This window comes from Kitasatospora sp. NPDC023176, assembly GCF_055560495.1.
On sequence record NZ_JBVHIP010000033.1, the window covers coordinates 47,444 to 72,798 of the forward strand.

Below are 25,355 nucleotides of genomic sequence, written 5' to 3' on the forward strand. Positions count from 1 at the left end.
CCACATGCAGGGGTCACCTGCAGAGCCACGGCCCCACTGGTTGCCTACCTGTCCGCAGGCTCGCCGACGGTGCTCACGCCCCTGCATGCCGCCCCCATTACGGCCAGGCGATCGACTCTCGATAAGACATGTCGAGTACAGAGCATAGAAAGGAGAAGAATGACGCATATGCCGTTCCAACTAAGACAAGCCCCCGTACAGCATCATCCACCGAATCGGAGATAGTACCACTCCCCCGAGTTGTATCGGCTTAGCGATACAGAAGCACCTCGCTTCACCGGAACAATGATGGAATCCTTCGTGTCCTTCGACATGTTGGTCGGAGTCCCAAACCCTCCATAGACGTGGACTTCACTTCCGTTTCCGAACCCGAAGACCAGACCTGCACTGGGTGCCGTAAAGGCGGCAGTGATCTTTTGTGCACCATGGAAGATATCTGCGGGACCACCAAGCGCCAGACGACTCTTGATCCAAAAGTACACGTCTTTGCCAGCCACGGTTTCGGCAGTGACGTTGCCGCGAGTCACGAGATCGTTCGACACGGAAAGCGCCCCACCGTTGTTTCCGCCCAATGGGCTGAAGAACTGGATTGGCTTGTCGCCACCAGGTTGCCCATATCCCACTGAGGCCATATACGGCGCACTCAGGACACCTGTGTCAGGGCCATTATCCTTGACCCAGAGATTTTTATTGGCCGTGATCAGGCCGCTTGCGGTGATGGTGGTGGCAGAGATTCCCCCGTTGACGGTGAGGCCAGCATCGACGTTGATGGCACCATCGGCGGTCCTGGCGTTGATGTGATCGGCGTCGAGCGTCTTACCTACGCCGAGGCTGAGGTCGCCAGTGGTGACGATATTGTTGCCGATGGCGAGTTTTCCGGTTGTTGTCGTGGCATCGACTTTGTCGACTTTGAGGATTTTTCCAGTGTCGAGGACGAGATTGTTCTTGACACTGATGCTACCAGTTGCAGTCGTGGCGTTCACGTTATCGACTTTGAGGGTTTTGCTCGTGTCGAGGGTAAGGTCGTTGCCGACCTTAATGGCGCCGTTGGCGGTGCGGGCGTTGATGTGATCGGCGTCGAGCGTCTTGTTTGGGCCGAGAGTGAGGTCGCCGGTCGAGACGATGTTGTTCTTAACACTGATGCTGCCGGTTGCGGTCGGGGCGGCCACACTGGTGACGGCGATATCAGGGTCGTTGACCTTGATATAGGTGGTGAGGTAGCGGACTTCGTTGCCCATCTCGGCTTGGAGGATGAAGCTTGAGTCGTCGACCAGGTCCACCGGGGAGGTCCAGCTGTCGCCGCTGGCCGTGGCTGATCCCTGGGTGCCGTCCGGTTTCCGGTAGTACATGGTGTATTTCGCCTGCGCAGTGCCGTTCCAGTGGAGGGTGGGCTTGGTGCCGCGCTTGATGGCCACGGTGGCCGGGCGGAAGCTGTGTAGGTAGAAGGAGTCGTCGCTCTTGCTGATCGTGCCTGTCCCGGCGCGTTCCTGGTACGGGCCGTCCTCCCCAGTGGTCGAGGTGGACTCCTCCCAGGTGATGTCGACCTTGCCGACGCCGCCGTTGACCTCGATTCCCCACAGTTTCAGATCGACGCTCCAGGTTCCGTCGAACGCGGCGGGCTCGTCCGGCGGCGGCGAGCAGGTGAAGACGACCTTGTTGGGGTCGCGGGTGTCGGCCTCGACAGTCCAAGCCCGCCTCCCTGTGGGAACGGTCAGCTCGTAGTGGATCAGGCTCGGTTCGCTGGTCAGGGCGGTGGCCTGACGGCCGGTGGGGATGCTGACCGTGAACGACTTGCAGTGCACGGGCCAGCTACCGCTGGGCTTGACGTTGCCGTAGGTGAACGTCAGGTCGGCGTACTCCGGCTTGGCGAAGGTGGAGACGTGGATCGGGTCCGAGGGCTTCAGGACTGGTGGGAGGAGCATGGGGGGCTTGGGGGTGGTCACGGTTCTATGCCTCCTGGGTGGCTGTGGTGGCGTTGCCGGTGCGGCGCTGCGGGCTGCTGTCGCCGGGAGCGGTGTCCTCGGTGATGCGGCTCTGGGTGCCGGGCGGGGTGCTGATGTCGAGGGTGAGGGTGAGGGTCCAGCTGCCGTCGAAGTGGGCTGGCTCGGCGGGGGTGAGGGTGATCAGGGTGGTGGCCGGGTCGGTGGTGGTGGTTTCGACCAGCCATTGCCGCCCGCGGCCGGGGCCGTGTTCGAGGTCGAGCCGGGTGCGGTAGACGACGGGCTCCCCGCTCCGCACGGTGGCGGAGTCGGCGAGAGGCAGGCTGACGGCGATCCGGGTGCACTGCACCGGCCAGCTGGTGCGGCCCGCCGGGTCGTCGCCGATGGTGAGGCGGACGCGGTTGAGGGCCACCTCGCCCGGCTGTTGGGCCGCTGCCGGGGTGTGTTCCAGGTGGTAGGGCAGCAGCAGGGCTGAGTCCGGGCTGGTCACGACGCGGTTCCTTCCTGGGCCGGCGACGGGGCCGACGAAGAAGCTGGGGCCGGCTGGAGTTGGAGGTAGCCCGAGCGGGCGACGGGCGGCGGCGCGTCGGGGTGGGAGAAGTGGTCGGCGTTGTAGATGAGGTGCTCGTCCCACTCCGGCAGCGGCTGGCCGCTGCCGGTGCCGTCCACGGGGAGCGGTTCGGCCCAGGTCCAGTCGCCGTGCCAGGCCGCGGGGCGGGGCATGACGAGGGACTTGTCCGGCGGCTCGCCCTGCACGCTGAACTCGCGGACGGCGCAGGGCCCGGCGGCGGCAGCGATGTGCCGCAGGCGCAGGAAGCGGACGGTGAGCGGCGTCTCGGGCTCATAGTGGATCTCGTCCACCTGGGCGGAGCCGCGCAGCACCGTCCACTCCTCGCCGTCATCACCGCAGGCTTCCAGCTCGGTGGCCACGGGCTTGCCGCTGCCGTCCGGGCGGCCGAGCAGGAGGTCGATGGCTTCCACCCGGCGTTCGGTGTGCAGGTCGAGGCGGACCCAGTCGCCTGCCGCCGGCACATCGCCGCTCTCGTAGCTGGTGGTCGGGTCGCCGTCCGTCATCGCGGAGGCTGGGTGGCCGGGTTGGGCCTTGAGGGAGGCCGTGGCCGCCGGTGGGCCGAACCGGTCGGGGGCGAGCAGCGGGTTGAGGCGGAAGGAGGCGCGGATGCGGGCGAGGGCCCGGTGCGTGGTGTCGGCGTCCACGGAGACTTCGGCCACGGGGAGGATGTCGGTGGTGGCGTGGACGGCGGTGTGGGGGCAGGCGAGCAGGGTGAGGTGGTGGGTGGCGGGGCGGTCGGCGGGACGGGCGGGCAGGGTGAGGTGGGCGCCGGCTCCGATTGGCGTCACGTAGGGGTTGGCCGGGCCGTTCGGGTCGACGGCATGGAAGCGGTGGTAGCGGGTCGGCTGGTCGTGGTCGTCGGCGGCGAAGTAGCCGATGAGGCCGTCGGAGAGTCGGTCTGGGTCGCCGAGGCGCACGGTCCAGCGGTAGTCGGGGTAGTTCGCCGCCGGCGGGTTGAGGGCCTGCTTCCAACTGGGGTCGGTCAGCGGTTCTCCCATCAGGTCCAGGCTGAGCTGGGTGCGGATGAGGGCGATGGGGCGGCCGATCAGGCGGGCCGGGGAGCGGTCCTCGTCGGGCGCGGGTTCGAGGATGTGGTCGAGCGCGGTGTCGATCGTCCTGGCCAGCGCCTCGAAGGCTTCCGGTGCGTGGCCGAGCAGGCTGCGGGCGAAGGCGGCGAGGTGCGGGTAGGCGGCGGCGAAGTCGGCGTCGCGCGGGTGGCGGTAGGGGGCGTGCGGGAGCGCGTTCCAGGCCGTGGTGCGGGTGTTGTGGACGTCGCGCACGACACGCAGTTCGCCCAGCGGCTCTCCGTCGGGGCCGTAGGCCAGCAGGGTCTGGTCGAGGTGGTTGACCAGCAGCCAGCCGGCCACCGGTGCCTCGGCGCCGGGGAGTTGTGCGGCGTCACCGGCCTCGGCGACCTCGGCGGGTGGCTGGTCGCCGCGCAGCGGCACGGTGTCCAGCCGGACCCGGGCCGGTTGGATGAGGCGGGGCGGCAGTTGCACGAAGCGCTGCGGGCCGGGCGGGTTCGGGAACAGGTCTTTGTCCGGCAGGACGCTGTCCGCGCGGACCGGTTGGAACTGGATGGGCTGGCTCTGGGTCGGCTGCACCAGGGAGCACACCCGGCCGAAGCGGTCGATGACGACCAGCTCGATGAAGTAGAACTGGCCCGCTCGCACGGGTTGGAAACGTTGATCGCCGTGGCCCTCAGCGCCGTCGGGGACGTGGTTGCTCTCCCCGGCCTGGGACAGGACGGCTTGGTCGGTGACGGCCTGGGCGGCCCCGTCCAGCTGGATGAGCCAGTCGTGGAAGCCGTCGAGGGCCTGGGAGAGCACGTCGATGCCGTCCAGTTCCGCCCGCATGGCGTGCAGTTGGCCGGCCAGCTGCGGCGGGGCGTGTTCGGCGAGCCGGCGGGTCTGCTCGCGCAGCACGTACCGGGTGGCGGGGGTGACGAAGGCGCGCGCGCCGAAGGCGTTCCAGCGCCGTCCGCCGTCCCCGTCGCCGGGCGCCGCGCCGCTGCCCTTCCAACGGTAGCGGTAGCGGTCCGGCTCGGGGTCGCCGTCCTGTCCGAGGCCGAACTCCCAGTTGGGGGTGGCATTCTGGCTCTTGTAGGGGGTGGCGCAGTGCTTGATCTGCCACTGGAGGTAGAGGGGGAGCCAGGGCTGGCGCCAGACGTGGGTGTATTCGGGCCAGGGACCTTCGGTGTGGGCTGCCGGGTCGGCGACGACGGCGTGCAGCGCGGTGTCGGTGCCGCCGGTGGCCGGGGTGCGCACGGCTTGGTCGAGCAGGGCGAACTCGGCGACCACCGCCTTGATGATGCCCGGTACTTCGGGCGTGTTGGCGGGCAGCAGCGGGTTGGCGGGGACGGGCACCAGGGTTCCGTTGATCTTCACCTTGGCGAGGAGGCGCGACGGCAGTCGGCAGGGCAGCGGGTCGTCCTCGTCGCGGCCGAGCGGCTGGGTGGTTCCCGTGCCGGTCAGGGCGAGGACGGGGTCGGCGGGGCGGTGGTAGCTCTGCCGGGGCGTGCGCTTGAGCTCCAGCTCTTCGGGCAGCCGTTGGGTCTGGGCGTGGCGGTCGATCGCGGTCTGCGTCTCTTCGGGGGTCAGGCCGTGCGGGACCAGGCCGCTCAACCGCTTGACCTCGGTGTCGAGCGCCGTCACGCGCGCGCGGGCCTCGTCGATCTTCTGGTCCCAGGCCCGCTCGTCGAAGGCGTAGTCGAGGGGTCGGCGCTTCTCGGGCAGGTTGCGCAGCCACCACAGTGACCACAGCCGCCATTGCGCGGCGGCGAGTTGGTGGCGGGCCTGGTCGTAGTCGTCCTGGTCGCGATTGAGGGTGGTGATCCAGTCCGGCTGTCCGGGGGGCGGGGCCTGGGTGTCGGCCGTGTCGCTGGGCCGGTTGACGACGTGCCAGGTGGCGCCGCCGTCGTGGCCGCTGAACCAGGAGCGGCGGGTGAGCTCGTCCAGCGAGTTCTGCCAGTCGGGGCCGTCGAGACCATCGGGGTTGCCGTGGAACAGGGCGCGGACCTGGTCGGCGAGCTGGGTGCCGGCGGCCTGGTGGTCGACGAGTGCGGCGACGGCGTCGGCCGTGCTGTGCCCGATCGCGACCTTGACGTCGCGGGTCTTGGGGCGGTCCGAGTCCGGGTGTCCGCCCTCGCGGTTCCACGGGATGCCGAGGGCGGTGCCGACGTAGCGGGTGCGGGTGACCGTGGCGGGCATGCCGTCGGGGGCGGCCCAGCCCAGGGCGCGCAGCACGTCGGCCACGTTGTCGGGGTCGGCGTCGGGGGGCAGCAGTCCCTTGATGTCGCGTGCGGTTTTGAGGATGTCGGCGCTGTCCTTGCTGTACCAGCCGGTCACGCAGTAGCTGACGGTGCAGGGCGGCGGGTAGCTCTCGCTGGCCTTGAGGTCGGCGAGGGTGTCGTGGAAGAGGAAGACGTTCTCGTGGTACGGGGCGAAGGCCGCGAAGGCGGGCAGGCCGCTGCCGATGGCGGTCAGGAACAGCGGCCGGTCGGCCGGCTCGCTCCAGCGGCCGGCGGTCAACGGGTGGACGCGGCCGATGTAGTCGGCGCGGGGCGGCCGGTCGGGGTTCGGGTCGACGAAGGGGGTGAACGCCGACTCGACGGGCCCGCCGTCGGCCTTCTCCAGGTAGTCGCTGTGGACGAGGAAACCGGCGGCCTTCATGACGCCGCGCACCTCGGCGTAGCGCACCACCAGCCACCTGTTTGGCACCAGCGGGAAGGTGCTGACGCCGGTGGCTGGGTCGATCACGCCGGTGGCCAGGGCCTCGGGCAGCTGCCACTGCACGTGGATGCCCTCTTCGGGGTTGCCCTCGGAGTGCTGGATGGGCGGTTCGGCGTTGCTGCGGAAGTCCTTGGAGAAGGTCCACGGGTAGCGCGGACTCCAGCGCCGGAAGTCGTCGAAGTTGGCCACGTCGCGGGTGGCCAGTAGCGCGTGGACCTCGACGGGGACGATCAGGTCGGTGTCGGTCATCGGGCGCTCTCCTGGCCGGGCGTCGGGTCGAGGGTCAGGCGTTGCTCGACGGGGGCGTTGACGAGTTGCAGGGCGAACTCGCCGGGTGCGAGGTCGCCGAGGGCGGGGTCGAGGACCTGGGCGAGGGCGGGCACCAGGCCGCGTTCGCCGCGCAGGGCCAGGACGTCCGGGGCATCGTCTCCGGCGCGCGGGCGCAGGTGCTGGGTGAGCAGGCCGCCGCCCTCGGGGTAGTCGCGGCGCAGCGGGTAGCCGAGGTCGTCGCCGGGCCGGTGGTCGCGCAGGTGGATGACGCTGTTGTCGTCGCCGTCGTCGCCGTCCTCGCCGTCCTCGTCGCTGGTGCTGTCGATGCCGAAGTGGATGCCCTGGCCGGGTTCGCGGATGACGATCTCGTCGGGCAGGGCGTCCAGGAGTAGCAGCAGGGTGTCGGGAGCGAGGTGGTCGCGGCGCAGCTCGGTGTTGTCCGCTCCGGCGGCGGTGGTGAGGATGTCGAAGACCGGCCAGGCTTTGACGAGTTCGGAGCGGATGAGCAGCCCGGCGCGGCGCGGTTCGGCGGAGCGGGTGCGGCGGCGGTCGACGGCGGCGGTGAGCGCCGGGTCGACAGCTGCGTCCAGGGAGGTGTGGACGCCGACGTCGCGGGCGCCGGCGAGCAGTGCTTCGATCCAGTTCTCGTCGATGCGGAACAGCCGGATCGACTCCGGGGGGAGCATCGCGGGGTGCGGCACCAGGTAGTTGAACGGCACCCGGCGCAGCAGCGCCAGTTCGTCCAGCCAGGCCGGCAGGGTGCGGGCGTGCCGTGCGGCGGTGGCCTGCAGGGCCGCCATCCGGGGCTCGGCGGTGAGCGCGGCGCGGGCGGCGGCCTGGGTGAGCTGGGTGCGGCGGCCCCGGCGGGCCGAGACCTGGCCGGCCGGGACGAGCGGGCTGGCGAGCGCCTCCAGTAGGCCGGCGGCGAAGGTGGGGGCGGCGAGGTTCCGCAGGGCGCGCCCGTCCAGGTCGCCGGGGTCGGCGGCGGCGAGCACCGGATCGGCGGCCAGGGCCATCACCGTCGCGGCGGTGTTGGCCAGTTCGCGCCGCGCCCGGGTCATCTCCTCGCTGTAGTCGGGGTCGCTCAGTGCCAGGGTGCGGCCCAGCGTCCAGGCGGCGGCGTAGGAGACGTCGAACAGGCCGTGCTCCGGCTCGTAGATCAGCGCGTGGTCGGCGGTGGTCTTCGGCTCGTCGCGGGCGAAGTCACGGGTCGCTGGCGCGATCACAGGGGTGAGGGGGCCGCGGTACCAGCCGTAGGTGGTCTCCCCCGACAGCAGCCGGTAGGGCAGCGGGGTGTAGCCCAGGTGCAGGCGGCGGCGCGCGTACTGCTCGGCGTCCGCCGTGGAGCGGGCCGCCACGCTCCCCTCGGGGCGCAAGCGCAGCGCCAGGTTCTCCCGGTCCGCGCGGGCGGGTGCCACGAGGTTGCTGAGCAGCGCCGCGGCGTCGCGGGTGCCGGCCGGGTCACTGGTGAACGTCCACGAGTGCAGCACGCACAGCCGCACCGCTCGGGTGCCGGTGGGGAGTTGTCCGGGGTCGAGCCTGCCTTTGAAGCCCTCCAGGGAGACAAGGTGCGCGGTGTAGGTGCCAGCCTGGCTGGGGAAGCGGTTGGCGGCCAGCACGGCGTACTGGCCCTCGGTCAGGATCTCTTCGTTGTCCAGCATTTGCGGTCGGGTGGAGACGTCGCGGACGTGGGCGAGGTAGTGCAGTTCCTCCTCTCGCGGCACCAGGGTGGTGAACAACTCGGCTGGGACGTCGATGCTCTGGCAGCGGCTGGCCTCGATGTCCGGGGTGATGCCGGTGTCGCTGAGGTCCGGCCCGAGGATGCCCGGTCCGGGGCGGCGCAGCTCGGCGACGGTGCGGGTGGTGGTCTGCCCCAGACCCTCCGGGTCGTCGGGCAGTTCGCCCGCGCGGACGACCATCAGGGCCAGCCACGGGGCCTGCTCGGGTACCGCGCGGGCGCGCAGCAGCCGCTCCCAGGGCAGGATCGAGCGGTTCAGGGTGATGTGCGGCAGGGTGCGGCTGAAGTCGCCGCTGGCTCCGTCGGCCGGGTAGTGGGCGTGCACGGACGAGGGATCGAGGACGAAGCGGACCGCGCGGATCTCGAACTGCTGCGTGGCGGTGGGGATGGCGGGCGTGTCGACGCGCACGCCGTCCTTGGTTAGGTGGTGATCCGCCGTGAGGGTGTAGACGCCGGCGGTGGCCAGCGGGCGGCGGTAGTCGTGGAAGGCGACGCGGAGGTCTTCGGTGCCGCTCAACGTCGGTTCACCTCTCGGCTGTGGTGGTCATGGGCGCGTGGGTGAACGTGGTCTGCGCGAGGTCCGCGTAGCGGGTCAGCGCGTCGTCGGTGCCCGGGGCCAGGCCGAGGCCGGCCAGGGCGGCGTGCACCGAGGCGCGGCGGGCCGCGGTGGGCGGCGCGGCGATGCCGGTGGCCGGGTCGACGATGGTGGCGATGCTGCCGTCGTCCGGGGTGGACGGCGGGCCTTGTGCCGTCGAGCCCAGCTGCGGGATCGGCGCGTCCGGCAGCCCGTCGACGTCCAGGGCCTCGGCGTCGACCCAGCCGACCGCCGGGGCCAGTTCGGGCTTCGGGATCTCGAAGGTCAGGCCGGCCAGGCAGCCGCTGAGCAGCCCGTCGCTGCCATCCAGCACATCGCTGGGCTTGCCCAGCGGCTTGCCCCACATCGCCTTGGGCATGTCCTGCCGGTAGACGGCGACACCCCATCCGGTGGGGGTGTAGTAGTCGGGGGAATCGTTCCAATGCAGGGTGACGTGGTGTTCGGAGGCCACGCCCTGACCCTTGGGCCCCATCGGCCGGATGTCGATGGTATCCGTGGCCGTGCCCTCGAAGGTCTGGCCGTTGAAGACGATGCGGCTGGCGGGGACGGCGGCCTCGGTGCGGACGGCGAACCCGTCCATCGAGACCAGCAGCGGCTCCCCCGTGGCGGAGCGGATCGCGCTCTCCTCGGGGTCGACGTCGACCAGCAGCCCCCGCAGCGGGGCGATGGAGAGCGGGGCGGGCAGCTGGACGCTGAACTCCGCCCAGTCGATCGCCGGTACGCCGTCGCGGCCGGTGCCGAACTCGACGGTGAAGCTGATGAACCAGACCTTGATCTTGGCCCGCCCGCCGATCGGCGGCCCCCACAGGTCCAGCTCCACCCCGACTTCCAGCGAGACCCGGACCCGGATGAAGAGCACCTTGACGGTGGCCGCGACCCCGATGTTGAGGCCCATCGACAGGTCGAAGTAGAAGGGCTTCCACTGCACCAGCGCGTCCAGCCAGGCGGTGAACCATGCCTGCAGCTGGATGCCGTGGCCCTTGTCGTAGTTCGCGGACAGCTCGCCGCCGGCCATGAAGGCGCCGTCGGTCAGCGCCGCGTACACCTGCCTGCGGATCGCCACCGGGCCGCGTGCCCACCGCCAGCCCACGCGGGGCGGGTCGGGGTAGTAGTCGGGCTTCTTGAAGTTCTTGTGGTAGCCGCCGAGGGTGAACACGAAGCCCTTGCCGCCGCCGAGGGCGGTGCGGTCCTGGCCCCAGATGTAGAGCGACAGGCCACCGGTGAGCTCGGCCGCCGGGTCGATGACGTACGAGCCGGGCGCGATCACCGCGTCCATCGAGAACAGGCCCTGGTCGTGGTGGTAGCCGATGGCCAGGTCGATGACGATCCGCGCGATCGGCTTCTTGGCGGCCTTGCTTCGCGGCAGGTCGATGGTGGTACGGCCGATCAGCAGCACCTTCCAGGACTCGCCGCCCTCCACCAGCAGCAGCGCGCGCGAGCGCAGGAACTCGAACGAGCTGAACTCGATCCCGCCCGCGCCCCAGTACTGGCCCTCGCGCGGGGTGATCCAGCCGCCCGGGCCGGCGAGCTTCTCCAGCACCTGTGCGGGCGTGTCGCCGCTGCCGACGCCGTCCAGCCGGTTCACCAGCGGGAACTCGCCGACCTGGTCGATCGTCGGGGTGCGCACGGTGCTGTTGACGCCGAAGCCCAGCGAGATGGCGATCACCCGGAACGGCGGCGGGCCGAACAGTCCCTGCTCACCGCCGGAGATCTCGCCGAACAGGAACAGTGACGACCAGCCGTCCACGGCCTTGGCATACGACCCGGCGGCATTCAGGGCGAAGAACCCGGTCTCGATCGCGGCAAGCCCGACGAACTGCTCCTTGAGCCCCGGGGCGGCCTCCGAGCCGGTGCGGCGCTCCACCATGCCGCTGATCCTCAGCGGCGGTTTCTCCAGCTGCACGCCCGCACCGCGCAGGCGGGGCGCGACGTCCAACTCCCCGTCGATGCCCAGTCCGAGGCCCATCAGGATCAGCCGCACCGGGCCCACTGACAGGACGGCGTCGAGGGCGACGAAGATCTGCCCGTCCGCGAAGCCGATCCCGATCCCGGAGAACCGCACCGGGCCGAACACCAGGTCCAGCTCGCGCGACCAGCCCTCGTCCGCCGCGCGCACGGCGAGCGGGCCGAGGGGAACAGCCACGAGCGCGCCGCCCGCACCTGTGGTGATCGGCAGGACCAGCGGGACCTGCGACACTCCACCGATGCTCAGCTCGATCTGGACGGCGGTACCGGGCCCGGCCGCCCGATCGGCGGCGAAGCGCGGCAGCCTGCGCTCCGCTGCGGAATCGGCCTGATCCAGTGCGGAGTTGAGCAAGGCGGCCTGGTCGGCGGTCCAGCCGGTGGGCGTCGAGGTGACGGCGATAGCGTCGAGCACCAGGTCCGCGCCGGGCGGCATCGCCTCGCCGACCAGCGGCAGATCCGAGGCACGCGCGCCGAGCCGGGCCCGCACCGCGGCTGCGGTGCTGCGGCGGCTGCCGGCTCCGGTGCCAGGACGGCTGGCATAGACCCAGCCTGTGCGTTCGGTCGCGGCCGTCAGCAGGACCTCACCGGTAGCGGAGTCGTAGCGCACTGACAGGGCCTGCAGTTCGGGTCGCAACGCCTTGGGCAGATCGGGCAGATCAACGCCGAGGGCGGCCATCAGGTCCTGAACGGGGATCCCCTGCTCACTCGCCCACTCGAGGGTGAGCCGCGAGCCCGCGGCGTCGGCGCCGAAGTCCCCCGTGAAGTCCATGACCCGGGGCTCACCGTCGACCTCCACCCCGACCGTCAAAGAGGCCGAGAAATCCACCGGCCGTTTCCCCGAAGGCGGCTTGACGCCGACCCGCGCGTCCAACGCGAAGGCCGCGCCTTCCAGCCCGTCGCCCAGTGGGAGCGAACCAGCACACCAGACACGCCCTGACAGGTCCGAGGCCAGCGACAGCGTCACGCGGTCCACTGCCAGACCAGCCACGGCTTGTGGCACAGGCACGCCGAACGTCTGCTCGAACCAGCCTGCAAACCCGGCGAAGTCCACCTGGAACGCAGAGCCTTCCACCTCCCACACCCCATCGGGCCTGCGCCGCCCCTCCAGCACAGCAGGAGTCCCGCCCACGTCGAGCGTGCCCGCCAATGTCACACCGGGGACCGATGTGCCGGTGCCGGCCGAACGCAGCTCCAGTCCGGTCAAGACGACATCCGCAGCCAGGTGCCAGCGCGCATCCAGGGCCAGCGCCAGGGTGTAGGACCTGGACGCCACATCGGCCGAGACGTGGATGAACCTCAACTGGACGCCGGCGGGGTCGATACCGGTACCCGTCAGGGCCCCGTCCCCGATCAGGTCACTGCCGCCCGCAGGGTTCCACAACACCGCCGACAGCCGACCCGCCGGCAGCGCCAACTCACCGTCCAGAACATAGGACCCGCGCACCGTGCATCGCACCCCCAGCGTGACGTCCACCTGCCACGCCCCGGCACGCTCCCGCACCGCGTCCAACCGCAACGGATCGACCCGGTCCAGCTCCACCAGACCCGGGATGAGTGGCCACCTGGCGTCCCCCTGCAGCCGTAGGGCGACGCTCACCTCCTCCAGGCGTCCCAGGTACCGGTCGAACGCCGCGCTCACCGACGTCAGCGACAAGCTGCCCAGCCGGCCGCTGATCTCCTCCGGCAGGCGCACGAGATCCATCACCGACGCATCCAGGAACGGAAGAGCCGCCAGATCCGCCAGCTGATCGAAGGCCGGCGCGTCCGGGAAATCCCCGGACAGTCCGACGACGGCCGACTGCGCGCCCAGCACCCGCACGGTCTCGCGCCTGGCGGGGCTGCCAGCAGGAAACGCCACCGTCAGGTACACCTCTGGGCGGGCACCGCCCAGGGCGTCCGGCAGCGCAGCGAAGACGACCGACAACGGGTCGAACCCCAGAGGGTGAAGCCTGGTCAGGTCGGTCTGCAGATACTGCGTCTCGATCACCCAGGACGGAGCCTCCACCGCCACCCGGCAGCCCACCACGGACATCCGGCCCGCGTCGGCGACGAAGTGCACACGCGTCGCCAGCTTCACACCCAACTCCGGGATGTCACAGACTCCCGCCGCCTCCAGGGCCTCACGGTCGAAGACCGGCACGGACAGGCTCAGCCCACCCCCCAGGTACACATCGAACAGGTCGGACACCTCCGGGATTCCGAGCGCCGAACCCGGCAGCTCGAAAACCCCAGACCCGCTCGAGCTGTCGAACAAAGCCAGCAGCTCGGACACAGAAATCGCCACAGCGCCCTCCGGGAAACTCGAGTGAAATCCGCGGACATGCTCAGGAGCCAGCCGGTGGCGGCGCGGCAATCGCGCTCTGCCTGCCCGGCTTCAGAGCGAATGCGGGAGCCTTCTCAGCCGGCGCGTCCGCAGCCAGTGCCGTCAAGGCTGGACCCGTGGGATCGTAGAAGATCTGCGCCCATTTCCCGGTGCCCGGGAACCCGGGGCTGGTGAAGAACAGACTGAAGAGAGCTTTGCCTGCCACGTTCCGCCCTTCCGCTGCCCACGTGGCGGTGATGGGCTGCGGCGCCAGATCGTGAACGGTGAAATCCCGGTCAGGGACCGGCATGCTTGCTTCTCCGGGCCCCTGCAACCAGAAGGACTCGTGGGCGGGGCTGAGTTCGTACCTGCGGGTCAACAGGTCGACCATGCCCTCCCGAGAAGTCGCCCGACTGATCGGAGACCTCACATAGGGGTACGCGGTCTGACGCTGCCCGATGATCCCGAACACCGGCCCCGTGAAACTCCCCGGCGGCTCCTTCAACCGGCGGACCGAAAAACTCGGAGCCGACCCACCACTCCGATAGTAGAACTCCGCCCAGTAGCCCCCGGGGCCGGCAAACTCGGGCATCTCCAGGTACAGGCAGAACAACGGCTGCCCCGAAGGCGGCACCGACACCCACGTGGCGGTGATGGGCTGCGGCGCCAGATCGTGAACGGTGAAATCCCGGTCAGGGACCGGCATGCTTGCTTCTCCGGGCCCCTGCAACCAGAAAGACTGCAGATTTGAAACGCGATACTTTGCTTCGAGGATGGCGCGCAGGCCGTCAACAGGTCCTGAGATTCCAGCGACGACGTTCATCTGGTCCACGAAGTTCCCCATGGGATTGTGAGGGTGTACGCAGGCGGAAAAGCTCGGAGAGCACCAAGGGATGCCAAGCAGAGCGGACGGCCGGCCTGACCAAGAAGGAGGTCCCCGTTGCGCATGGGCGCGGTTCACCAGTCGGGCAACGACGAACTCGGTCGCTTCCTGAAGTCGCACCCGTCCGCACTACCGCCTGATCGCTGACGGGTTCGTCGCATCAGACTATGGACGCCAACGCGCTCCCGTCAGCCAGTTCACTCGGACAACGATGTCCTCCCCGGGGCCGGGAAGCTGGCGAGCAGGTCCACGACGGACACCGACATGAAAAATCCCCTCGTTACCGACACGAGTGACGCTGCTGGTAGCGCCCAACCCTCGACGAAACAGGCCAGGCCGGACTCATCGCACCAGGAACCGAGCAGCGGGCATCGACCATCGTCATGGGCCCGCCCGCCTGGCAAGAGGCGATCACATCACACATCGTGATCATCCGGCACCTCAAAGCGGTATTTCGCCATCCGTGTGGCCGAATCGGCAGCCGCTCACGCCGGAAGTCGGCGAAGGCCGACCCGAACGCGACGCAGAGCACGCTCCCGGCGAGAAGCAGCGGACCGCACCTCGATGATTTCCAGTCGACCTCGATCGAGGCACAGACTGACGATGCGTCATTGCACCTCCGTGACACGTGATATGACGGAGGCGAGCTGGAGGTGGTCCGTCATGACCCGCTACTGCGTCGACCCTGATCGACACGAACTCATCGCCACCTGGGGAACCGGCCAAGGCGACCTCGCCTCACGAATCGCCACCGTCCCGGCCGGCACGGACCTCGCCGCCCTGTCCCGCCTGACTGCAGCCCTCACCCAACTGTCCACCGCAGCCTGGCGCACCTACACCCACCCGGCCAGCGCCGCCGACTCCCTCGAGACCAACAGCGAGGGCTGGCGCCGGGAACAGGAACGCAAGGCATTCGAGGATGTCGCCCAGGCCGTGGCCGACCCCAACCTCCCGCATGGCGGCTCGATGATCGTCGAGTACAGCCCGGTACTGGAGAACGCGCACCGCGTCGGCCGCGCCCTCATCACCCTGGACAACCCCGAGTTGACCGAGGCGATCCGCGCCGAAACCACGGTGGAACTGGCCGCCATCGAAGGCGCCGAGCTCGGCCACCTCACCGGACGGGCCCAGCAGGCCGTGCTGCTCAGCCGCGAAGGCGCCTCCCCCGTCCAGGTCGCCGCCGCCGACCAACTGCTCCAGGAGGACCCGTTCGGCCCGGCCGCGCTCTACTCCGACATCGACCCGACCGCAGCGGCCGTGGCAGCCGCCCACTGGCTCTACGCCGCGGCCCAAGTCGTCTCGGAAGCCTCCGGCTACACACCCACCGAGGTGATCCGGGAAGCGGACAACATCGAGGCACTCCCCCACGCGACACCCACCCTCGTGCTGGAACTCCTCGACAACGGCCTCTCCCCCTACGACGCCGTCACCGGGCTCGTGCGCCACGCCATGCGGGTCGCGGACGGCGTGCTACCCGACCCTGCCGCTCTGCGCGAGCAGTTGGAGGAGGCCGAGGAGGTGATCACCGAGTACGCCGACGACGATTCCGAGGAGGCGGACGACGTGCTCACCGGCATCCGTCTCACCCCGCTGGACCCGCACCGGCCCGCCCGCGACCTCCTCGAAGACCTCCTCACCGGCATCAACGGCTGCTGGCTCCTCCACGCCGAATACGCCGAGGACGAGGACCTGGGCGACGACGAGGAGGAATCGGAGGACGAGACCGCCGAGCGACACCAGCACCACAGCCGCGCACAGTTCGCCGCCCTCGTCCGCGCCATCGCCACAGCCAACCGGGACCGGCTCTTCTAACACCGCATCCACCCGCTGGCCGACAGCGCCGCCCCGGACCACCTACCCGCCCCGGGGCCGGCCTGGCCGCTCTGCGACGAGCAGCTACGAGGCCATTCCGACGGCCCGGCACACCCCCATCAGCAATCACACAGTGTGACGGGAAGAGCGTCGGCCATCCAGGCCGCCTGGCAACTCAGAGCAACGGGACTCAACCTGACGGCCATCACGCGGCAACTCCTCGGCCAGCCGACACCCGCCCCCAGATCGACCCAATACTACGCAGAGTAATCACCGTGGCTCACGGGCCTGACTCTCAATCAGCTCCAAGAATTCCGCAGCCCTGACGAAGGGATGCAATTCCGGCGCATTTCGGAGCGGCCGAGACGCCCTCGCCGCAGGAATAGGAGCACATACTCCCACCGATATCCGGCGGAATTCGATAAGCTCGAAACGGGGCCGCCACGGCCCCGGATATCACTCGCAGCCGACCCTGGCCCCGAAGCGTCGCCAGTGCCACACCCCGCCCGCCTCGCACCCGAGAGCGGTCAATGCGTCACCGGTAGTGATGACGCGCGCGAGAATCGGGCTGCCGGGCGTGATCCACAAGGCTGCGAGCCGGTCACTGGAGCCCCCGGCGTCTTGAGCGCAAGTCAAGGGATCGTCCCAGGTCAGACGGTATCGAACCGGCCTGGTGGTCGCACGGTGGTCCCGAATCTGCCGCGAAGCCCCTGTCCGGAGCAAGACTGGCATGGCCAGCAGTTCCACCACTCCCTCAGTGAAGTGATCGCCATGCGCTCCTCAGCCAAGCGCGGCCGCGTCTACCGCAGGTGCGGCTGCCGCGACCAGCACCGCAACCAGCTCGGCGCCCGCTGCCCCCTCCTCGCAGCCGACCCCCACCACGGCACCTGGACCTTCGCCGTCGACAGCCACACCGCCCTCGACGGCAGACGTCACACCATCCGCCGCGGCGGCTACCTCAAGAAGAAAGCCGCGAAGAAGGCCCTGCACCGCTACCTCGAAGGCGAACGCACCGGCATCCCCCGCGACCCCGACCAGAGCGTCGCCGACTACCTCGACGACTGGTTCCACGCCAAACAGGCCGAGCTGAAGCCCACCACCGCCTCCCACTACCGCAGGTACGTGTACGACGACCTCATCCCCGCCTTCCGCACCATCCGCCTCGACGACTTCCGCCGACCCCACATCCGCGCCTTCGCCGACCACCAGCTCGCCCACGGCCGCGGCCGGGTCACCGTCCACCGCATGCTCTGCACACTCTCCAGCGCACTCGGCGACGCGGTCCGGGCCGGCCGCCTGCGCCGCAACGTCGGCCGACCCCTGGTCATCCGCCGGCCCCGCCGCGCCGACCGCATCGAATGGACCGTCGACCACGCGGCCACGTTCCTGCGCTACGCCCACGGCGCCGACCCCCTCATCGCCGACCTCGCCGAACTCCTCATCGGCTCCGGCATCCGCAAAGGCGAAGCCCTGGCCCTCCACGAGGACGACGCCTACCTCGACAAACGCTTCATGTACATCCGCTGGACGCTATCGGCCATCGACAACACCGAACTCGTCTTCACCGAACCCAAGACCCGCTCCAGCCGCAACTGGGTCGCCCTCTCCGACCGCGCCACCGCGGCGATCGCCAACCGCCTCGCCCCCGACACCTTCCGCGGCCCCAACCCCGCCCCCGGACACGGCCTGGTCTTCCACCGCCACGGCCGCCCGCTCCACCCCTCCTACGTCCTGCGCCGATTCCACCGCCTCTGCCACGAAGCCGGCGTCCCCGTCATCGGCGTCCACGACCTGCGCCACCTCGCCTGCGCCCTGGCCCTGGACGAACACGTGCCGCTGCCCATCGTCTCCAAGACGCTGCGACACTCCACCTTCTCCACCACCGTGGACGTCTACCACTACCTGACCATCCAGGCCGTCCGCGAAGCCGTCGACGCCATCAACCACACCCTCGAACAGGCCGACCACAACGCCCTGCACGGCCACCACGCCACCCGAATCCCCCGCTCACCACGCCTGACCACCCACCAGACACGGAAAACGACACAACGTCGCCAACCAGCACCCCGGCCAACCCCCCGGGACCACACTGCGACCACCAGCCGACGGAACATCAAAAAGGCCGCCTCCACCTTTCGGTGAAAGCGGCCTACGACCTGCGAAAACGCCGGTCGGGACGACAGGATTTGAACCTGCGACCCCTTGACCCCCAGTCAAGTGCGCTACCAAGCTGCGCCACGTCCCGTGGTCTCGGTGCCTTGCGGTGGGGCCTGGGGGGCCTTGCCGGTTGGCTTCTCGACCTTGTCGCCGGTTCCCGGCGACGTGGAAAACAATACAGCACGTCGGGGGGTGCTCGCTGCCAGGTTTCGGGGGTGGGGTGGGGCGGTGGGTCAGGGGGTCGGGTGGCGGGCGTCGTAGGTGAGGAAGGCCGGGCGGCGGGCGGCGAGGAGGAGGACGCAGGCGACGCAGGCGAGGCCGCCGGTGATGACGGAGGTGGCGGGGTTGCTGAGGGCGGCGACGGTGCCGGATTCGAAGTCACCGAGGCGGGGGCCGCCGGCGACGACGACGATGAAGATGCCCTGGAGGCGGCCGCGCATCTCGTCGGGAGCCGCGACCTGCATCATCGTGCTGCGGAAGATCATGCTGACGGTGTCCGCGCAGCCGGCCACGGCGAGCAGGAGGAGGCCGAGCCAGAGGTTGTGGAGGGCGCCGAAGGCGGCGATGGCGAGGCCCCAGGCGGAGACGGCGGCGAGGATCGCGGCGCCCTGGCGGTGGATCCGGCTGACCCAGCCGGAGAAGAGCGCGCCGATCAGGGCGCCGACGGCCGGGGCGGAGACGAGGAGGCCGACGGTGCGGGCGTCGCCGGCGTAGAAGGTGGCGGCGATCGCCGGGAAGAGGGCGCGCGGCATGCCGAAGATCATCGCGGCCAGGTCGGCGAGGAAGCTGGTGCGCAGGTTGGGCTGCTCGCGCAGGAAGCGCAGGCCGTCGAGGACGGAGGCGCGGCCCTTGCGCGGGCCCTGTGGCCGCATCGCGGGCAGGCGCCACATGGCGTAGAGGGTGCCGGTGAAGGCGACGGTGTCGACGAGGTAGGCGGCCTGGGCGCCGAAGGCGCCGATCAGGACGCCGCCGAGCATCGGGCCGATGGTGAGGCCGAGGTTCATGCTGACGGTGCTCAGGGCGTTCGCCGCCGGGAGCTGGTGGGCGGGGACCAGCCGGGGGACCATCGCGGATCGGGCGGGCGAGCTGAGCGCGAAGAAGCTGGCCTGGACGGCGACGGCGGCGTAGAGGACGGCCACCAGGCCGAGCCCGGCGAGGGCCTGCGCGGCGAGCAGGGCGGAGACGGCGGCCAGGCCCGCCGAGCCGGTCAGGCCGAGCTTGCGCCGGTCGACGGTGTCGGCGATCGCACCGCCGTACAGGCCGAAGGCGACCAGCGGGACGAGCGAGAACAGGCCCACCAGGCCGGTCGCGAAGGCGGAGCCGGTCAGGTCGTAGACCTGGACGGAGACGGCCACGGAGGTCATCTGCTGGCCTATGGAGGACACCGCCTGCCCGGTCCAGACCCGCCGGTAGTCGGGGTGGTCGCGCAGGGGGCTGAGGTCGGCGAAGGCCCGCCGGTACCAGGGGGCGGACGGTGGGACGGGCGGCGGGGCGGACAGCGGGGCGGGCAGCGGGGCGAGGGGAGCGGAGGCGGCGTCGGTCGGGGTATCAGGGGGTTGGTTGGTCGTCACAACGGTCCATGGTTGTCCCGACCCCCGCCGCGCCCGACACCGGGGCCCGTCCCGCCCGCACCCCCGCCCGACCGACCGACCCTCCCCGGCCCCCAAGTCCCAAGCCCCGGCCCCGGGCCCTACCGGCTGAGCACCTGCCTCTCGCCCGCCTCCACCGCGAAGTCCAGCCGGTTGCCCGGTGGCGGGAACGGGCAGATGAAGTGGTCCGCGAAGGCGCAGGGCGGCAGGTAGGCCCGGTTGAGGTCCAGGACGGTCCGGCCCTGCGCGTCGGGCGCCGGCAGGGTGATGAAGCGGAAGCGGTAGGTGTCGACACCGCTGGTGGCATCGGCGATGACGCCGGTGAGGCGCGGGCCGGAGCGGCTGACGGTCAGGGTGCGGTGCTCACCGGCGACCGTGAACTCGATCCGGCCGGTGACGGCCAGCGGCCGGTCCTTGCCGTCGGCGTTCGGGACGACCACCGACTGCCCCTCGTCCTCGAAGGGGGTGTAGACGGCGGACACGGCCCACTCGGGCTTGTAGGGATAGGCGGAGATGCCGGCGAAGCCGGTCCGGCGGGGCGAGGACGGATCGAAGACCCGCAGGGCGAGTTCGCCCTCCCGCTCGATCGGGACGAGCAGCAGGTCGCCCAGGGTGGCGGTGTCGGCGGCCGGGTCGGTGTCCGGGCGCAGCAGCACCTCCCCGTCGACCGGCCCGTCGGCGCCCTCGACAGTGATGCCGTCGGCGGCCGTGGCCCGGACCCGGACGCCCTCGGCGTCGGCCCACCAGCGCCCGGGCAGGCCCGGCACCTCGGCCGGCTCGGGTTCCAGCCAGTGCGTGCCGGTGAGTGCGAGCTGGCCGTGCGGTGCGCTCACCGACGCCGCCCGCCCGTCACTCCAGTGCTTCCAGTCCTCCGCGGCCGTCGCCGTCATCGGTCAACCCTCCCGGTCCGGTCCGCGGACGGCCCGCTGTTCGGGCCGTCCGTATCGGTCATCCTGCACAACACCGCATGCCGGTACGGATCATTCCCCGTCCCCGGCAAGCCGTCACACCCGTAAGGAGACCGCAAGGGAACGCAAAGGACCGCAATGCGGCGGCAACAGGGGGCAGAGATCCGCGATCAGCCCTTCAGCGGCCGGAACAAGCCCTCCTGCACCACCGACACCACCAGCTGCCCGTTCCGGTCGTAGAGCTGCCCGCGGGCCAGGCCGCGCGCGCCGTGGGCGATCGGGGACTCCTGCTGGTAGAGCAGCCAGTCGTCGGTCCGGAACGGCCGGTGGAACCACATCGCGTGGTCGAGCGAGGCCATGTCGAAGTGCCGGGTACCCCAGAGCGGCTCGACGGGGGCGCGGACGGCGTCCAGCAGCGTCATGTCGCTGGCGTAGGTGAGGGCGCAGACGTGTATCAGTGGGTCGTCCGGCAGCGGGCCGTTGGTGCGCAGCCACACGCCGCTGCGCGCCTCGACGCCGACCAGATCCTCCTTGTTCCAGCGCAGCCGCTCGACGTAGCGGATGTCGAAGGGCTGGCGGCGGCTGATGAACGGGGGCAGCTCGCCGAGCCGGGAGCCGACTTCGTCCAGGGCGCTGGGCAGTTCCTCGGGCGCCGGGACGTCCGGCATCGGGTACTGGTGCTCGATACTGCCTTCCTCCGGTCTGTGGAAGTCGGCGGTGAGCGAGAAGATCGACCGGCCGCCCTGGATGGCGAGCACCCGGCGGGTACTGAAGGAGCGGCCGTCGCGGAGCCGGTCGACCTGGTAGACGATCGGGACGCCGGGCACCCCGGGGCGTAGGAAGTACGCGTGCAGCGAATGGACGGGGCGCGCGTCATCGATCGTGCGCCCTGCCGCGACCAGCGCCTGTCCGGCGACCTGGCCGCCGAAGGTGCGCTGCAGTGCCTCCTCGGGGCTGCGCCCGCGGAAGATGTTCAGTTCGATCTGCTCCAGGTCGAGCAGATCGACGAGGTCGTCGACGGGGGTACCCATGCGCGCGCTCCCTCTCGTGGTTCCGGTCGATGCCGATCGAGCTCCTCAGCTCACTCGACTGCTCCGGCGACAATTCTCCGGCGACCCAGGACATTCCCGCTCACCGGCCCCGAGCGGCCGGTTCACTCGAACGAGTAAACGAATCGGGAACGCGGGACGGGGCGCCCCGCCACTACGCCCCCAGCCCCGACTGCCGCACCGTGATGTTGAGCCGCCCGACCAACCCCAGCCCCGACCCCGGATCCGCCTGCCCCGCCCCGTCGTCCCCCGCCTCCACGTCCCCCGCCCCGTCGTCCCCCACCCCGACGTCCCCCGGCAGTGTCCGCACCACCCCGTGGTACGCGAACCGGGCCGGCCCGCCGAACACCAGCAGGTCCCCGCTGCGCAGCTCCAGATCGGTCCACGGCCGGTTCCTGGTCTCGGTGTTCCCGAGCCGGAAGACGCAGGTGTCGCCCAGGGAGAGCGAGACCACCGGCGCGTCCACCCGCTCGTCCCGGTCCTGGTGCAGGCCCATCTTGGCGCCGTGCGGGTAGTGGTTGACGATCGCGGTGTCCGGCTCGTACGCCGCCGCGCCCGCGATCTCCGCGACCCGCTCTCCGTACGCCTCCGCCACCGCCCGCCGGGCGAGTTCCCCGAGCAGGGGCGGGAACGGCTTGACGGGCGTGCCGTCCTCGGCGGTCCGCGCGTACCCGTAGGGGTACCAGTGCCAGCCCAGGCTCACCATCCGCACCGACATCACGCCGCCGGTGGGCATCCGCACGCTGTGCAGTCCGGCCGGCGGGCGGGCCCACTCCCGGCAGGCGGCGACCAGCCGCAGCTGTGCGGCCCGGTCCAGCCAGTCGGGGAGCAGCACGGCCCCCGGGGCGGGCTCGGACCGCAGCCGGGCGGCCTGCCCGGTCGGGCGCTCCCCGGGCAGGTCGTCGAACAGCTCACCCTGGATCACCCCACCATCCTCCCGCACCGCGCCCACGCCCACCGCCAGCCCGAACAGCAGGCCTTCAAGCCCCGGGAAGCACCCGCGCCCCCGCCACGGGCCCGGGCGCGATCATCCCCAGCTCCCGCGCGCAGGACGGCCAGGCCTCCCACCCCTGCTGCCGCAGGATCTCCTCCCCGACCGTGGTCTGCTCCCGCCGGCTCGCATGGTCGGGCCGGTCGGCGAGGCGCAGCCCGCCGGTCTCCGCCCAGGTGGTCGGTCGGATCTGCAGGCCGCCGTAGTAGCCGTTCCCGGTGTCGGCCCGCCAGTCGCCGCCGCTCTCACAGTCGGCGAGCTCGTCCCAGACGAGGTCCGCGACCCGCACCGCCGCGCCGGCCCGTACGCCGCCCGAGACCACAGCCATCACCACTGCCACGACGGCGCCCAGCCGGATCACGGTCCGGCTTGTCCGTTCATCACATGAATGCGGCACGGCAGCCGACCCTAGAGACCCCGGACACCACCCCGCCCCGACACGCCGGAAACGTCGACGGCCGCTCCCCCGCGTGGCGGAGGAACGGCCGTGACGAACGAGCATCGGTGACCAGACGGGCGGTCAGCTCAGCAGAGCCCAGACGCCCAGTTGCCCAGATACTCAGTTGCCCAGACGCCGAGACACCCAGATGCTCAGATGCTCAGGGTCTGACCCGGGAGGATCAGGTCCGGGTTGCCACCGATGACCTTGGCGTTGTTCTTGTACAGGTCGTGCCAGTCCAGGCCCTGCGCAGCGGCGATGGAGCTCAGGGTGTCACCGGACTTGACGGTGTAGTCGCCCTTGGCCGGCTTGGCGTCGTTGGAGCCGTTCCAGGACTTGGCGGCGTCCTTCTTCGACGAGGCGTCGGTCTTCGGCGCGGCGTCAGCCTTCGGCGCAGCGGTCTTCGGCGCGGCGTCAGCCTTCGGGGCAGCGGCGGCCTTCGGGGCAGCGGCGGCCTTCGGGGTGGCGGTCTTCGGCGCGGGGGTCTGCGCCGGCTTGGCGGCGGTGGAGCCGGCCGAGGTGTCGACGGCGGCCGGGGCTCCGCCCTTGGTCAGGCCCGCCTTGACGGAGCAGACCGGCCAGGCGCCGGGGCCCTGCGAGGCGAGGACCTTCTCGGCGACGGCGATCTGCTGCGCCTTGGTGGCCTGGTTGGCCTGCGCGGCGTAGGCGGTGCCGCCGTAGGCAGCCCAGGTGCTGGAGGTGAACTGCAGGCCGCCGTAGAAGCCGTTGCCAGTGCTGATGGCCCAGTTGCCGCCGCTCTCGCACTGGGCGACGGAGTCCCAGGTGGAGACGGGGGCGGCGGAGGCCGAGGTGGCCGTGACGAGGCCGGCCACCGGCAGGGCCGCGACAGCGGCGCCCGCCACGACGGCCATCCGAACGCGGTTGCGCTTGGTGGCGGCGGTGGTGGTGGCAGCGGCGTTCTCGTTACGGAAGGTCATGAGGTTCCTCTCGACAGCCCCGGGCGGGCATGCGGAACCAGACCCTGGGGAGGGCCGCGTTCGCTTGCCGCGTCCGTCGGACGGCCGTGCACGTGTCGGACGTGCCGCTGCCGCCCTGGCCACCCAGCCGCTCGCCGGGACGATCCGTTCGAGCGATCGCGTCGGCGGGCACCTGCCGCGCCCGGCCGGGGCCCGGGGGGCGGTGCGTCGGGGGTGAGCCCGGGTGGCGCTCGTTGCGCCGTCCAAGAAGCTACGAGCCGGTCGGCGGGGAAACCAAAACTCCACCGGTCTGCCCAGCTCAGCGAAGGGTTACCGGCGGTAAGGGCCGCATATTCATGCCCGAATTGTCCGCTTTAGCCATTGATTCCTAGATCAAACGTCGAAGCAGCGTGACTCACCTCACCGCTTCATTCCGGCAGTCCCGTCACCGACATCGACAGATTGCGACCACGAGAACACGCGGCGCGGTCGGATCCGGGGCAATTCCCGTCACCCTCGCCGGGCACCCGTGACGCCTGACACAGGGGCCCGTTGGGCATGGCGACCTCCCCGAGTCCGCCCCCATGACCCCATCCGCACCCATCCGAGGAGACCCTGTGCCGCGCATGCTCGACGTCAGCGACGAGGTCCGGTCCGAGATCGGCGACGACGAGGCCGACCGCCTGCTCGGCGGCGACCGCGCCCCCGACGGCTACGAATGCACCTCCTGCCGCACCCCCGGCGACACCCACGTGGAGCCCACCAGCACGGTGCTGTTCGTCGGCGACGAGACCGCCGTCCTGGCCTTCGCCCACGCCCGCTGCATCCCCTCCCAGGTGGTACCGGTGGCCGAGGAACAACTGGTCGGCGCCGTCCGCAGCATCAACCAGTCCCAGCCCGCGGCCCCGGACCTCGCCGCCCCCACCACCCCCGTCGGGTCCCCGGCCCAGCCGACCGCCCCCGGCCAGGCCGCCATCCTCGGCATCACCTGCGGCCTCGTCCTGCACGGCAAGGTCGGCCACGCCTCCCTCGTGGTCGAGCCCACCGGCCCGGTCGGCCGCCCGGGCAGCACCTCCGGTGAGGACGAGTTCCTCGACCTGCTCCAGGACGCGGGCTTCCAGTCGGTCACCGACCTCGACGAGACCCCGGATCAGCTGCCCGGCTGGTCGGTCCTGGTCGCCATGGGCAAGCTGCACGCGATCCTGCAGCCCGCCGCGGCCGGCGGCAGCACCGGCTGGTGGCAGGCGCACCAGCCGCTCCAGGTCACCGACGCCTGGCGGATGGCGGCCAGCCAGCTCTCCGAGGTCACCATGTACGCCGTCCCGGCCGGCATGGTCGGCCGTCAGCCCCGCGAGGACCTGCTGCGCCAGGCGCTGGAGCGGGCGGTGGCGCTGGGCCAGGTGGTCGCCGCCTCCCTCCCGCTGGCCGGCACCTGATCCTCCGCTCCGGCGCGTCGGACGGGTGGCCGCTGCACGACCCGGCAGCGGCCACCCGTCCG

Annotated in this window: 15 protein-coding genes and 1 tRNA gene; 3 read left to right on the forward strand and 13 right to left on the reverse strand. The window is 70.8% G+C overall.

Annotated elements, in window-relative coordinates; all coding sequences use genetic code 11:
• Positions 1-203: 203 nt before the first annotated feature.
• From ACZ3YL_RS33350 to ACZ3YL_RS33375, 6 genes are read right to left on the reverse strand one after another with little or no spacing between them, the layout of a single operon-like run.
• On the reverse strand, positions 204-1,943 hold the full coding sequence (locus tag ACZ3YL_RS33350; protein WP_465661059.1) for a DUF4097 family beta strand repeat-containing protein: 1,740 nt from the start codon (positions 1,941-1,943) through the stop codon (positions 204-206).
• Positions 1,944-1,947: 4 nt separating this feature from the next.
• Positions 1,948-2,430, reverse strand: coding sequence for a hypothetical protein (locus tag ACZ3YL_RS33355; protein WP_465661060.1), 483 nt, complete (start codon positions 2,428-2,430; stop codon positions 1,948-1,950).
• On the reverse strand, positions 2,427-6,491 hold the full coding sequence (locus ACZ3YL_RS33360; RefSeq protein ID WP_465661061.1) for a discoidin domain-containing protein: 4,065 nt from the start codon (positions 6,489-6,491) through the stop codon (positions 2,427-2,429). Before ACZ3YL_RS33360 ends, ACZ3YL_RS33355 begins: the two co-directional genes overlap by 4 nt.
• Positions 6,488-8,767 (reverse strand): hypothetical protein, encoded by a 2,280-nt coding sequence (locus ACZ3YL_RS33365; protein ID WP_465661062.1) that lies wholly within the window; start codon positions 8,765-8,767, stop codon positions 6,488-6,490. The genes ACZ3YL_RS33360 and ACZ3YL_RS33365 overlap by 4 nt, the downstream gene beginning before the upstream one ends.
• A 7-nt stretch (positions 8,768-8,774) precedes the next feature.
• The gene (locus ACZ3YL_RS33370; RefSeq protein WP_465661063.1) at positions 8,775-13,094 is read right to left on the reverse strand and encodes a DUF6603 domain-containing protein; all 4,320 of its coding nucleotides are present in this window, start codon (positions 13,092-13,094) and stop codon (positions 8,775-8,777) included.
• A gap of 40 nt (positions 13,095-13,134) precedes the next feature.
• A complete protein-coding gene (locus tag ACZ3YL_RS33375; RefSeq protein ID WP_465661065.1) occupies positions 13,135-13,944 on the reverse strand; it encodes a hypothetical protein in 810 nt (269 codons plus the stop codon).
• A 714-nt stretch (positions 13,945-14,658) separates the two neighbouring features.
• Here ACZ3YL_RS33375 and ACZ3YL_RS33380 point away from each other — a divergent pair.
• Positions 14,659-15,807 carry a hypothetical protein gene (locus tag ACZ3YL_RS33380; RefSeq protein ID WP_465661067.1) on the forward strand — a complete coding sequence of 383 codons (1,149 nt, stop codon included), beginning with the start codon at positions 14,659-14,661 and terminating at the stop codon, positions 15,805-15,807.
• A gap of 771 nt (positions 15,808-16,578) precedes the next feature.
• The gene (locus tag ACZ3YL_RS33385; RefSeq protein ID WP_465661069.1) at positions 16,579-17,949 is read left to right on the forward strand and encodes a site-specific integrase; all 1,371 of its coding nucleotides are present in this window, start codon (positions 16,579-16,581) and stop codon (positions 17,947-17,949) included.
• A gap of 29 nt (positions 17,950-17,978) precedes the next feature.
• On the opposite strand, the gene ACZ3YL_RS33390 is transcribed toward ACZ3YL_RS33385, so the two are convergent.
• The 7 genes from ACZ3YL_RS33390 to ACZ3YL_RS33420 all read right to left on the reverse strand — a co-directional run bounded on the left by ACZ3YL_RS33390 (position 17,979) and on the right by ACZ3YL_RS33420 (position 23,878).
• Positions 17,979-18,052 (reverse strand) — tRNA-Pro (locus tag ACZ3YL_RS33390).
• Between the two features lie 145 nt (positions 18,053-18,197).
• Positions 18,198-19,475 carry an MFS transporter gene (locus ACZ3YL_RS33395; protein ID WP_188302264.1) on the reverse strand — a complete coding sequence of 426 codons (1,278 nt, stop codon included), beginning with the start codon at positions 19,473-19,475 and terminating at the stop codon, positions 18,198-18,200.
• A 179-nt stretch (positions 19,476-19,654) separates the two neighbouring features.
• Positions 19,655-20,443: a DUF1684 domain-containing protein gene (locus tag ACZ3YL_RS33400; RefSeq protein ID WP_188302227.1), complete on the reverse strand. Its 789-nt coding sequence runs from the start codon at positions 20,441-20,443 to the stop codon at positions 19,655-19,657.
• Positions 20,444-20,631: 188 nt separating this feature from the next.
• On the reverse strand, positions 20,632-21,492 hold the full coding sequence (locus ACZ3YL_RS33405; RefSeq protein WP_188302228.1) for an acyl-CoA thioesterase: 861 nt from the start codon (positions 21,490-21,492) through the stop codon (positions 20,632-20,634).
• A 172-nt stretch (positions 21,493-21,664) separates the two neighbouring features.
• Complete coding sequence (locus tag ACZ3YL_RS33410) at positions 21,665-22,432, reverse strand: alpha-ketoglutarate-dependent dioxygenase AlkB family protein (protein WP_465661110.1); 768 nt, start codon at positions 22,430-22,432, stop codon at positions 21,665-21,667.
• Positions 22,433-22,490: 58 nt separating this feature from the next.
• Complete coding sequence (locus ACZ3YL_RS33415; protein ID WP_317620850.1) at positions 22,491-22,862, reverse strand: transglycosylase family protein; 372 nt, start codon at positions 22,860-22,862, stop codon at positions 22,491-22,493.
• A gap of 230 nt (positions 22,863-23,092) precedes the next feature.
• Positions 23,093-23,878 (reverse strand): transglycosylase family protein, encoded by a 786-nt coding sequence (locus ACZ3YL_RS33420; RefSeq protein ID WP_465661071.1) that lies wholly within the window; start codon positions 23,876-23,878, stop codon positions 23,093-23,095.
• Positions 23,879-24,474: 596 nt separating this feature from the next.
• On the opposite strand from ACZ3YL_RS33420, the gene ACZ3YL_RS33425 reads away from it, so the two are divergent.
• Positions 24,475-25,293 carry a hypothetical protein gene (locus ACZ3YL_RS33425; RefSeq protein WP_465661073.1) on the forward strand — a complete coding sequence of 273 codons (819 nt, stop codon included), beginning with the start codon at positions 24,475-24,477 and terminating at the stop codon, positions 25,291-25,293.
• The last annotated feature ends 62 nt before the right edge of the window (positions 25,294-25,355 follow it).